Source organism: Novosphingobium sp. B-7 (assembly GCF_000410615.1).
GTDB classification, from domain to species: Bacteria; Pseudomonadota; Alphaproteobacteria; order Sphingomonadales; family Sphingomonadaceae; genus Novosphingobium; species Novosphingobium capsulatum.
Genome location: NZ_APCQ01000740.1, coordinates 18,220 through 30,518, shown reverse-complemented (window position 1 = coordinate 30,518; position 12,299 = coordinate 18,220). Strand labels below are relative to the sequence as shown.

The 12,299-nt window shown below is 61.9% G+C and carries 7 protein-coding genes; 5 read left to right on the top strand and 2 right to left on the bottom strand.

Annotation, left to right across the window (positions count from 1 at the left end):
* Nucleotides 1-800 precede the first annotated feature (800 nt).
* Nucleotides 801-1,838 carry a Fic family protein gene (locus H926_RS30755; protein WP_237740992.1) on the top strand — a complete coding sequence of 346 codons (1,038 nt, stop codon included), beginning with the start codon at nucleotides 801-803 and terminating at the stop codon, nucleotides 1,836-1,838.
* A gap of 649 nt (nucleotides 1,839-2,487) precedes the next feature.
* Here H926_RS30755 and H926_RS26265 read toward each other — a convergent pair.
* Complete coding sequence (locus H926_RS26265; RefSeq protein ID WP_022675822.1) at nucleotides 2,488-3,264, bottom strand: metallophosphoesterase family protein; 777 nt, start codon at nucleotides 3,262-3,264, stop codon at nucleotides 2,488-2,490.
* Between the two features lie 271 nt (nucleotides 3,265-3,535).
* Here H926_RS26265 and H926_RS31610 point away from each other — a divergent pair, with 271 nt between their 5' ends.
* From H926_RS31610 to H926_RS0107925, 4 genes are all read left to right on the top strand, one after another.
* Nucleotides 3,536-4,039 (top strand): glycosyltransferase, encoded by a 504-nt coding sequence (locus tag H926_RS31610; RefSeq protein ID WP_022675821.1) that lies wholly within the window; start codon nucleotides 3,536-3,538, stop codon nucleotides 4,037-4,039.
* Nucleotides 3,982-4,578 (top strand): glycosyltransferase, encoded by a 597-nt coding sequence (locus H926_RS26260; RefSeq protein WP_371256226.1) that lies wholly within the window; start codon nucleotides 3,982-3,984, stop codon nucleotides 4,576-4,578. The genes H926_RS31610 and H926_RS26260 overlap by 58 nt, the downstream gene beginning before the upstream one ends.
* A gap of 23 nt (nucleotides 4,579-4,601) precedes the next feature.
* On the top strand, nucleotides 4,602-6,179 hold the full coding sequence (locus H926_RS0107935) for a hypothetical protein (RefSeq protein WP_022675819.1): 1,578 nt from the start codon (nucleotides 4,602-4,604) through the stop codon (nucleotides 6,177-6,179).
* 360 nt (nucleotides 6,180-6,539) lie between these two features.
* The gene (locus H926_RS0107925; protein WP_022675817.1) at nucleotides 6,540-9,890 is read left to right on the top strand and encodes a DEAD/DEAH box helicase; all 3,351 of its coding nucleotides are present in this window, start codon (nucleotides 6,540-6,542) and stop codon (nucleotides 9,888-9,890) included.
* A gap of 840 nt (nucleotides 9,891-10,730) precedes the next feature.
* Here the strand turns inward: H926_RS0107925 and H926_RS0107920 are convergent.
* Nucleotides 10,731-12,206: an oligosaccharide flippase family protein gene (locus H926_RS0107920; RefSeq protein ID WP_022675816.1), complete on the bottom strand. Its 1,476-nt coding sequence runs from the start codon at nucleotides 12,204-12,206 to the stop codon at nucleotides 10,731-10,733.
* Nucleotides 12,207-12,299 lie beyond the last annotated feature (93 nt).

Here is a 12,299-nt window from a genome sequence, read left to right as displayed (position 1 = left end):
GATAGGCGGCGTGCTCAAATTCTAATCACCGAATTTTACCATAAATTAGAGATCACATCATGCCGCCAATGATCACGGCCAAAATGATATAGAGGAAAATAGGCAGCAAGTCCACGTAGAGGCTGCCTGTCAGCAAGTACCATCGCGGTAAGGTATAGCGCATTTCTGATCAGCCATACTCGGACGGCATGCGGCCGGTCGCAAGGCCCACGTAGAGTCGCCATCGACGATTTGCGGGATGAACAGAAATGCCGTGCCACCTGCTAAGGCACGCCAGTCTTGCGAAGCCCAGCCCATGATAAGCCTAGGAGCTGCAGCAATGGTACCAGCCCCGCCAGAAGCGCCAAACGTTGCCTGGGTCTCCAGTTCCACCAAATCATGACGATAATATCGTATCGTGATAGGGCGAACGCAACATCATGCCGAAGCGGCATCTAGCGATAGACCTCACACGGAAGCGCTGATTTGGGGTAAGTTTGAGCGAGGTCGATTCCACTGACGCGGAATCTGGCCGGGCGGTGTCAGCCAGCGGGGACGAAAGGGGCTGGGACAGCTAGTAAACCTTTGAAGGCTGCCATTTTGGCCTTCTTGTTGAAGGTTTTTCAAAAAACCTTTAATATGGGTCTGCGTCGCTAGTCATATTAAAGGATTTGATGAAACGGGACGATCTCATACCCTCGGTGAGGGCACGCCTACGGCGCCTGCCTGAACCCCATGACTCACATTACGGAGTGGTGCCGTTTCCGCCACCCGAAGTGAGCATTGTGCTGCCCGGCGCTCAGGTCTTGCACAGGCATGCAATGGAGATGATCGCCCGGGTCGATGCTCTAGCAGCCGAACTGCACGATCCCTATCTCGTCAGCCGGCTATTGAGCCGGCGGGAAGCGATCACGAGCTCATCGATCGAAGGGACCAACAGCACGCTGGATGAGCTACTGACCATTGAGGAGGAGAACGAGGTTGCCCGGGATGAAGCCAAGCAGGTCCGTGACTATGCGCTGACACTCGACAATTTCGTGCCTCAGGCCCGTGCCCAGGGGCCGTCTCTGTTCACGGCCGAACTGATCAGCGCCCTGCATACCGAGGCAATGCGCCATGAACCGTCCTATGCCGATGCGCCAGGTCATATCCGCACGACGGTGGTATGGATCGGCGGAGCGGGGCAGATCGCCTATTCGACGTTCAATCCCCCTCCTCCGGCTGACGTAGCAGCATGCCTCGCGGAGAACGTCCGGTATATGCGGTGCGAGGGAATGCAGATCGTCACGCAGAGCCTGGTCATGCGTATGGCCCTCGCCCATGCCCATTTTGAGGCTATTCATCCTTTCCGCGATGGCAATGGCCGTGTGGGGCGCCTCTTGCTGCCCCTGATGATGGCCGCAGAGGGGCACGTCCCGCTCTATCTATCGCCCTACATCGAGGCACACAAACCCGGTTATTACGCGGGGCTCCAGGCCGCTCAGCAGCGTCTCGATTGGGAGCCGCTCGTAGGATTTTTTTCTCGTGCGATCATCGCCACTGGCCGTGAACTGTTCGCGACCCGGACAGCGCTGCGCACGCTAGCGGCGCAATGGCAAACTCGCCGGCGCTTCCGATCGCGTTCGGCCGCCTTGCGGATGCTGGCCATCCTGCCCGATTACCCGGTTACGACAGCCAAGAGAATGGCTGCGCACTTGCAACTATCCATCCCTGCAACGCTCACTGGCATATGGCAGTTGGTCGATGCCGGCATTCTGACCGAGCGCACGGGCTATCGCCGCAACCGTATCTTTTTCGCGAGCGAGGTCTTGTCCATTATAAATCGGCCTTTTGGAAGCGATGTCGCTGATCCCGATTAGGAGGCGTCCCATGAAAACCCTAGTGGTTGAATTCTAACGGATGGTTCCGTAAGAAATGGCAGAATTGTGCGGTTTTTCAGGTCAATCCGTGGGTCTCATTTGTCGCGTTCATACCGCTAGGTTAGAGCCGTGCTTATCACCCTGTCCAGAAGACGCTGCCCCTTTAAACGTCCACCTTGCCAATCCGGCCTTCCCGGGGGCAACTGGGAGCGAGAAGATGCTGCAGACGTAGAAATGAGGTGCGCTGCGAACGACGACCTTTATTTTGCGTTCCAAAATCTGAAGTCCGACACCACCGATCTGTGCGGCCGCGCTCCGGCTCCCGACATCGTAAATCTCGGCCGGGGGCAGCAGGCGACGCGCCTGATCCGCATGCTTCCTTGTTCGCGAGAATCGGCGCATTGACGCCCCCAAAAAATCGTCCCGCAAACAAACGCTTTCCGCATGGCGCCGATCTCCAATGTGCCGGTGCCATTGGGTCAGATTTCCGCGGCCTTGGGAACGCCTTGTGAGTCAGTCACCGCTCAGGTTGGTGTGAGAGTCTCGTGTGAGAAGCGCGAACCTTTTTCACAAAAGGATGTTAAAACAGGTACCTGGACCATCCTGCCCGATCCCGAAATCAGGCAGGATGGTCTAGATACGTTTGCGTTCAAGATGCCGTTCGTGGGTGCGTCCTTCGCGCCTCAGCGTTCTTGGCCACCCGACCCGATGCGTCGACGCTGATCACCTCACGGCGGTCGTCCTCGAGATAGAGCGCGGTCAGCAGTCCGGTGGTGTAAGCGCCGGTGTCGATGCCTATCCGGTTCGGGCGATCGACGACGGCGCGCGAAATGGTGTGACCATGCACGATCACTGCTCCAAAATCGTCATCGGCATCGAGAAAATCCGAGCGGATCCACAGCAGATCCTCGCGGGCCTGGCGATGGAGCGGTACGCCTGGTCGCACACCGGCATGGCAGAAAAAGTAATCTCCTGATCGTGCGGTCAACGGCATCGTCCGTAGCCAGCGGGTGTGCCGCCGCGGCATGTGGCGGCGGAGTTGCCGCGCATAGCGCCGCAGATCCGTGCTGGATTCCGGCAGATCCAGGCCATAGCTGCGGATCGTTTCAGCGCCGCCCACCTCGAGCCACTTCTGCAGGACCATGATGTCACCATCGAGCGCTCTGAGCATCGCTTCTTCGTGATTGCCCATAAGCGCGATCACCTGGTCCGTGTCACTCTCGAGCCCGGCGACGAGATCGACCACGCGGGCACTGTCCGGGCCGCGGTCAACCAGGTCTCCCAGAAAGACGATGTGCAAGCTTTCCGGTGTCCCCTGCGCACTCGAATGGGCGCCGACGGCGTCGAGCAGCAGTTTCAGCAGGTCGTAGCGGCCGTGAACATCGCCAATGGCGTAGATGCGTTCACCCGGATCAGTTCTCGGCAACGATATCTCTTTTCCATTTGGGGCGCCCGCGAGCGGCGCACATGCCATGTCTCTGCTACGGCCTGCAGAGTCGCGGACAAAATTGGCTTTCGCTATGTCGGGAATTTGCGCGGGTTTGTCCAGAGTGCGACCAATGTCTCGCTCGTTATGGCGCGTGGGCGCCATCACTGCCTTGCGCGAAGATCATAGCATGGTATTCGGGTCAAAGCAGGTGCCCGGAGCCAGCTACTGCCGCATGCGATCTCATTCACAAGGAAACGTGCCGAAGGTTATGCAGCAAGCCCTCGAACTGGCCCTTGACAACACCGTCATACCTTTTCGAGCTAGGCGGCGCGTTCTGCTCGTCGCCTCGGGCGGAGGGCATTGGATCGAACTCACGCGATTGGCGCAGGCGTTTCAGCACTGCGATTGTGATTTTGTTAGCACCGTGCCCAATCTCACAGCGCCGATCGGGGAACGGCCGGTGCAAACCATCATCGACAGTTCGCGGCATACCAGAATGAACTTGCTGCATTCGGTCCGTCAGATTTGGAAAATCATTCGCGAGGTGCGTCCTGATCTGGTCGTCTCGACCGGTGCGGCTCCTGGCGCTGTCGCCGTCATTCTGGCGCGTATGAGGGGTATTCAGACCATCTGGATCGATAGCATCGCCAACAGCGAGGAACTGTCGCTGTCCTGCAAGGCCGTTCGTCCTTTCGCCAGCCTGCGGTTGACCCAGTGGCCGCACCTTGCGCAGACGAATTCCGCTGTGCGCTATTTCGGACGCATTTTGTGATCCTCGTCTCGGTAGGCACCCAACTGCCCTTTGACCGCTTGATCCAGGCCGTTGACAGCTGGGCAGAAGCCAATGCGCGCACCGACGTGGTCGGCCAGATCGGGCCGTCGCGCTACACGCCCCGCGCGATGCGGTGTTTTCCGTTTATAGAGCATCGCCAGTTTTACGAACTGCAGAAGCAATGTACGCTGATGGTTAGTCATGCGGGCATGGGCTCGCTGATCGGCGCCATGGAACTGGGCAAACCGATCATCATCCTGGCCCGGGATCATCGGCGCGGCGAGCATCGCAATGGTCACCAGTTGGCGACACTGGGCCAGTTCCGCAACTTTCCTGGCGTCTATGCGGCCAACGACGAGCAGCATGTCAAGGAATTGCTGGACCGCAGTCACGAACTGACCGCAGCGCCATCGCTTGATCCTCAGGCGTCCACGGAGTTCATCGAGCGGCTGGCCGCCTATGTCGAAGACACGGCGCCGGCGCGGCTGCGCCTGGCCGACCGCTGGCGCAAGCGCCGCGGCGCTGGGGGGGCGGTGTGAGCGCAGCAGGCATGTTAGGTCGCGTGCCAACTGCCATCGCCAGAGTTCTTGCCAACCCTGTCTGGCTGCTGGCGGCGGCGGCGGCGGTGCCGATCGTCGCGTTTCAACACCCGCCGATCATGGACGCGCCCAACCATCTTGCGCGGATCTGGCTCGAAACCCAGAACCCGTTGCCTGGTGTGCTCGGCAAAGCCTACATCGTCGACTGGTCGCGCGCATCATCCAATATTCTCGTTGATCTGCTCGGTGCGCCGCTGTTGCGTTTGATCGGATTGAACGCCTTCTGGGTCGTCGTGACGGCGCTGATGGTGCTGGGCCCATCGCTTGCCGCGATCTTTATCGCGCGGCAGCTACACGGCCGGGACAACCCCTGGCAGGCGCTGGCGCTGAGCACTGCCTGGGGGCAGTCAACCATTTCGGGTTTCATCAGCTACACCCTGGCCATCGGGCTAGCCCTGGGCTTCTGCCTGCTCAATCTCAAGCTCGCGCGGTTTCTCGATGGCAGGGTCCGTTGCTTGATCTGCTCGCTCGAAGTCCTCGCGATCTACCTGACGCATCCTTTCGGGGTGGCGCTGTTCTTCGCATTCGCGTTTGCGATGCTGTTGGGGCCTGATCTTCGCGCCATGCGCCAGCTAACGCGGGGCAGGGTACTTGCCGCGTTCGGCGGCTATGCGGTGATGATCCTCCCGACGATCGCGTACATTGCCTTGCACCGCGGCAACAGCCCGCTCGAGCTCAGCCCCATCGATTATCGCGGCGTGGTGTCCCATCTGGTGTCGCTGGTCTCGCCGTTCTTTGCCTATGACGAAAGCGTAGAACTGGCGCTGTTCGCGGTAATGGCGTCGTGCTGTCTGGTGGCCGTGTGGCGCGGTCGCCTGGCGTTTCATGCCGGCCTCCTCGTCTCGGTACTCCTGCTAGGCGTGCTGGCGATGCTGATCCCCGACGGCGTGGGCAATGCCTCGTTGCTGACCAGGCGTTTCCCGCTGATGGCCGCGTTGCTGCTGTGCATCGCGGCGCGTCGCAAAGATCCCGACGCTGCGCCTCGCACCAACTGGCTCGCGCTGGCATGTGCGCTGGTGATCCTGGCGCATAACGCTTTGATTTTCGGCGTGTGGCGGCAGCGCGAGGCCGATTATGCCGCGCTTGTCGACGTTTCCAAACGCATTCCGGCCGGGAGCAAGGTGCTCGTTGCGGTTGCCGATGTCCCTCCTGGAAGCGCCTTGCCTCCTGGACAATATGTCCACAGCTTCTTCATCCGCGCGCATCTGCCGGCTTTGCTGGTGCCGCTATCGGCCAGCTACATTCCCAATCTCTTTGCCGTTCCAGGTCAGCAGCCGCTTGCTTTTTCCGCTTCGTTTGCGCGGTTGCAGGCGCAGATGGCGACTATTCCCACTGACGCGGAAATTCGTGCGCGCACGCCGCCGTTCGCGCAGGATCGCTATCTGGAGGCGTGGGAATGCGATTTCGATTTTGTGGTGATGATGAAGCCGGATCCGACCCGCGCGCCGTTGCCAATACCCTACGCGCAACGCGTCGCGCGCACACCGTTTATCGATCTTGACCAGATCGACAGACCTGCGACCTGCGGGAAGGCTCACTGAGCCGTAGCACCGGCCCGGGTACTGGCAATTTTCCGTGCAAAGCCCGCGCAATGTTCTACCCCCAAGCTTCGTCGGTCAGGCCGACACCGTTTCAGGGCGAGCGGGCGCGCGGGAATTCCAAAAGGGCCGACGCGCACTGGGGTAACGCAACGCCAGGCACACGGTGCACAATCGCAAACAAAGCGTGATCCGCGCCGCCTTGCCATAAGGCGGGCTGCGTGGCCGCTATGCTGGCCGCCTGGGGCAGCGATGCGTCGGGTAGCAAGTACCAGGCCTTGCGCAAATGGCGCTGCCCTTGCTTGCAGCCATCGCCCATGCTGAATATCCCGCGCCAGCCAGCGCCCACGAAAGTCATACGCCATGCCCAAGGCGCTTCCCGCCATTACTGACGATCTGATCGCCGACCTGGCTCAGACACCGGGAATGGTGCGCTCGGGGCAGGACTATGCACGGCAGGGGCGGGTTGCGGACATCGAGATCGACGCGGATCTGGGCATGGTTTCGGCAGCGGTGCGCGGCAGCGGCCGCAACGTCTACATCGCTACACTATTCTGGACAGAAGCCGATCTGGGATTGGACAGCGAATGCACGTGTCCGGTTGGATTTGGCTGCAAGCACGCGGTGGCGCTGGCCTGTGTCCTGCGTGATAGGGCCCCGGAAACACCGCGCCTGATCATTGCTGCGGCACCGCCAGAGCAGGCCATGGCGGCAGAGGTGGGCCAGTGGTTGGCACAAATCGAAGCCGAGCGCATGGCCGACAGCCGGCTGGTTCAACCAGTTTGCTTCGTGATCGAGCCCAAGCGCGTCAACAAGGCGCCCAAGCGTGCGAAGGGGGCAAAGAGCCAGCCAGACCCGACCCGCCACCGCATTCTCGCCACCTTGCGCGCGTTCCGCCAGCGTGCGCCGGACGATTGGGTGCCGCTCCATACCTGGGAAATCGCGCAATCCCGCCTCAACCTCGCCCCCGAAGCGCTGCGCCTGCTTGCGCGAATGACGCCGGTTGCGGCGGGCGGCGATTTCAGCACCGACAAAGTTCCCCAGGGCCGCTATGGCTGGCAATGGCTGGCCGAGGCGGCAGGGCTGGGCCTGCTGCATTGGAAATCGCCTGCCGGGCCGGCGTTGACCGTAGCGCCTGACAACCTGTCCGTGCGGTTCGCGTGGCGCTGGCTTGATGATGGCAGCCAATTTCTGGACCTGGAAGGACTGCCGATCGGCACCCATGTCGCCGTGGGTGACCCGCCATTGGCCATCGACGAGACTGCTGCCACGATTACCCTTATCGACACTGGGCTGCCTTTACCGCAGGCAGGGCGGCTCCTGGCGATGCCGCCGATCGCGCCCGCCGACATCGCGGCAATCGCGGCCCGCTGGGGTGTTATCGCCGGGGATGCCATCCCTGCACCCATGCCTCCAACCCGGGTCGAGATTGCGCAGCGTCCCCGCCCGGTGCTGCGTTTTCTGGTCGAGAAGCTCGACATGCGCGAACGGTCGCGCAATTGGTATGCCAACAGTTGGCGGACAACGCCGTGCAAGCTCATGCGCCTGGCTTTCGATTATGGCGAGCATCGCCTGACTGCGCCCGTGTCCGCAGGCGAAGTGATAGTGCGCGGTGCCGACGGCCCGGTCTGCCTGATCCGTGCTCTGGACGCAGAACAGGCAGCGGCCGACCGCTTGGCCGATCTCGGGCTGGTGGCGCTCACTCTGGTGGATGATGTGCGCCTGAAACCAGCACAAGCCTGGGATCATGGGCTGACAAAGACGGGGGGCAGTTATCCGGCCTTCCTTGCCAATGCCGCCGCCACACTCGAGGCCGAGGGCTGGCGCATCGAATATGCCGATGATTGGCCGCATCGTCTGGCGCCCCGCGAGGAGACAGCGCTGGGGCTGACCCTGGGGCCGGCTGACGGTGCAGCGGCCCGTGGTCAAACCGGCGATGCGATCGATTGGTTCGATCTGGAACTGCCCGCCCTGGTGGCCGGCGCGCGCATCGACATCTTGCCCGCTTTGCGCGCGATGCTGGCCGACGCGGGCGAGGCCATGCTTGCGCTCGGCGACGATTACCTGATTGCCGTGCCGATCGATGCGACGCGGTTCACCACCGTGCCGCTGGGCACGGTGCGCCCCTTGCTGGCGGCGCTGCTGCGGCTTGCTCTGGCCGAGCGCAATGCCGCTACGCTGCGGGTCAATCGCTATGACCTTGGCGCCATCCATGAACTGGGCGGCGACGGCGTCAACTGGACCAGTGGCGATGCGCTACGCCGCCTGGCCAGCGCGTTGCACGATCCAGCACAGGCGGATTTTGTTCCACCCATGGGGCTGACTGCTGATCTCCGGGCGTATCAACGCACCGGTGTGGCGTGGCTGCACGCCCTGCATCTTGCCGGCCTGGGTGGCATTCTGGCCGACGACATGGGTCTGGGTAAGACCTTGCAGGCCATCACCCACCTCATCGGCAAGGCTCCGGCGCTGGTAGTGGCACCAACCTCGGTGCTGCCCAACTGGCAGGCCGAACTGGCGCGCTTTGCCCCTGGCCTGCGTTGTCATGTCTGGCACGGACAGGCCCGGCGCGAGGGCGCGGCAGCAATGGTGGAAGCCGGTGTGGTGCTGACCAGCTATCCGTTGCTGGCCCGCGACAAGGATATTCTGGCGGACCGCGCCTGGGCGCTGGTCGTGCTGGACGAGGCGCACGTGCTAAAAAATCCTGCCACGGTCGGGTTCAAGGCTGCAGCCGCACTGCGTTCGGCGCAAACTATCGCGCTGACTGGTACGCCGGTGGAAAACCGCCTCAATGACATCTGGGCCTTAGCCAGCCTGACCAACCCCGGCCTGCTTGGCAGTTTCGATACGTTCCGCAAGGCCTATCGCACACCGATCGAGAAGCACGGCGATGCCACCGCGCGCCAGGCGCTGGCTCGCCGCCTGCGTCCGTTCCTGTTGCGCCGAACCAAGGATGAGGTGGCCAGCGAGCTGCCGCGCAAGACGCTGATTTCCGAGCGGATCGCGCTGACCGACGGGCAACTGCGGCTTTACGAGAGTCAGCGTTTGCTGATGCAGACGCGCGTGCGCGAGGAGATCGCCCGTGTCGGCTTGATGCGGGCGCAGATCATCGTGCTCGATGCCATGCTCAAGCTGCGCCAGATCTGCTGCGATCCCGGTCTGTTGCCCGGTGGCGCCGGCGAAGGGGTGGCCTCGGCCAAGCGGGAGCGTCTGCTGGAAATGGTGACCGAGCTGGCCGGTGAGGGCCGGCGGGTGATCGTGTTCAGCCAGTTTACCGCGATGCTCGATCGCATTTCCGCCGACCTGAGCGTCGCTGGCCTGCTCCATGCGCAACTGCGCGGCACCACCCGCGACCGCGCCGCGCCAGTGCGCCAGTTTCAAAGCGGCGAAGTGCCGGTGATTCTGGTCAGCTTGAAAGCCGGTGGGGCCGGCGTCAATCTCACGGCTGCCGATACGGTGATCCTCTACGATCCGTGGTGGAACCCGGCGGTGGAGGCCCAGGCGATCGACCGCGCGCATCGCATCGGCCAGACCAAGCCGGTGTTCGTCCACCGCCTGATCGCAATGAACACGATCGAGGACAAGATCCTGGCCTTGCAAGCACGCAAGCAGGATCTGGCCGATCTGCTGTGGCGCGAGGGTGGCGACGCTGGCGCTAGCGGCCGCGCACTCGATGACGCCGATATCGCATTTCTGCTGGGGGGGCCCGGCTAAAGGGTATTGTCGACTTATGACTGCAAACCGCATCGAGGGTTTGCATGCAACCATGAGCTGCGTCTGATCTTTTTCGACGCGGCATGTTCGCTGATCGTGCCCACTATCTGACGTCGCAAGGTGATGGCACCAGCCAACGCGAACACACTTCGTCGGCAGTACAGAATGTCGGGCAACCTGCGTGACCACAGGCGCACTGGCCGTGTCACAGGCTGCGCCTGTTTCGCGGCAGCTTCGCGGGTTTAGCATTGTCCCGCATCATGAGGACGCAGAACGGCGCGCGTGGTCTATAACCGCTTCCAGCCCTTATCTGGATACGCATAACCCATCTGGCCGTTGGCAGGCGGAAGAAACCAATTTGACTGTTTCTATTGCCGGGAATGACGAGAGGAATTACAGGAAAGCCGGACCCGTAAGATAGCGGGCCTGCACGAACTTTGCGCGCCGGCATCCACCCCAAAGAACCAGGATGCTGGCGTGCTGTTTTCTGTGCTATAACAGCAGATATGCTTAGCCAGCAGGTGGCGGGCACTGTGCCCCTCGCTGTCTGATCTGCGCCCGGGGCATGCACTTGCGGCGCAGACAAACCGGTAGTCTACGCTGTGCTTCCTGCGGTCAGGCGCGGGCCTGAGCAGTCGGCCATTTGCTATCCTGTCGGCAAAGCCGGGCGGCTGGTGCACGCCCAGTCCGCGCCTATTCGGCAGTGGGGCGGAACACGATGGGAACAGTCATCCGGGTGGCCTCTTATAGATCGCCGGCTCGCGGCGTGGTCGCCGGGGTAGCATCTTGCGTGCAAGGTCCTAGGCGAATGCAAAGCGCCAGATCACCAGAGGGCAGGCATTAGTGTTCGTGCGAGGTCATGATGCTCTGTGCCCTCTTCAGCAGGCTGGCTGTGAGGGTGCGGATCGTGTCATCGAGAAGGAAGCCCAGACCGAGTGCACCTATGCACCCTGCGGCAGCGACAAGGATCGCCAGTGGTAGCGAGAGAGGAACGAACCGGGCAAATACGATCGTCGCGAGCAAGGTCGCCGCCATCGGCAGAAGTCGGAGCAGGGCGCCGGCTGCATGCCGGCTGACAAAGAAGAACAGCAGGCTGTCGATCGCCATCCGGATCGCCATTGCTATCGCCGTACCGGTCAGCCCGAATGTGGTGGTTAGATACCACAGCAGGCCAAAGAATGGCGCTAGTTCCAGCGTGAACACCAACGCCGGGAGATAGGGGCGCCCTTGCGCCTGAACCAGCTCGAAGGGTATGAACGAGAGGCCATTGAACCACGCTCCGAGGAACATGATCTGGGCCAGGGGGGCAGCCACGTCGGCAAACGTGGGACCCATCCAGATTGTGATGAACGGCCGCATCATCACGATTGCGCCGACACATATTGCTCCATACCCGTAGCCGAGGCCGCCAACCGTGGCCTGAGCGAGATGGTTTGCTTCTTCTGCGCTGACGCGCGACATGCGCGGAAACAGCGTGCGCGAGGCTGCGGCCGCAAAAATCTGGCTTTTCATGATGAGGCTGAAGGGAATGGCGTAGTAGGTTACCGAAGCAACCCCCAGCGCTGCGCCCAGTACCATCTGGTCCATCGAAGTCAGCAGCGGGTTGAGGGTATTGCCGATGCTGACCCAACTGCCATAGCGCAACAAGGCCTTAGCCGTTGCGAAATCCAGTTGAGGCAGTGACCCGCTTCGCTCCGACCACCAGGCAAACGCCACCACCAGGATGACCGCTGCGCCACGCGCGCAGACCGCTGCCGGTACGACGATCTCGAGACGCGGAGCGATCAGCAGGGCGCACAGTAGGGGCACGATCTGAATGGCCAGCGTTCCGATCAATTGCAGGAGATTGGCTGCAAGGAAGCGGTCTCGTGACTCCAGGCTGCCGATTCCCGCGCCGTTCATCAGGGCGAGCGGCAGCAGGCCTGCGACCCACGGTATCGCTCGACCCACTTCGGGGGCAATTTGCGGTGGGACCGAAATGACATGTGCAAACAAGGCTATGCCGCCCGCGGCCAAGAATGCACCGCCGATGCATCCCATCAAGCCGTTGATAGCCAGGGCGGTAATGAAGATACGCTCGCGTTCGCTCTTTTGTACCGGATCGATCTTGGCCAGTGCGTTGGTGGCGGCGCGCGAGAGCCCGAGATCGAGGAAACCCATTGTCCCCAACAGAATCCAGATGATCGACATGACGCCATACCGGGCCTCGCCGATGTGACCGACGAAAAGCGGGACGGTCACCAGCATCAGAAGGAGCGTCGCGACCGCTCCACCCACGTTGACGATGAAGTTCGCCCGAAATCCCTTACTCTGCATGGGTGCACCCTTACTCGACCAGGCACCTGGTTCAATCCAACAAATGCACGCCGGCTAAGAGGTCGCGGGCCACGGTGTGCCATCGGTAGCTAT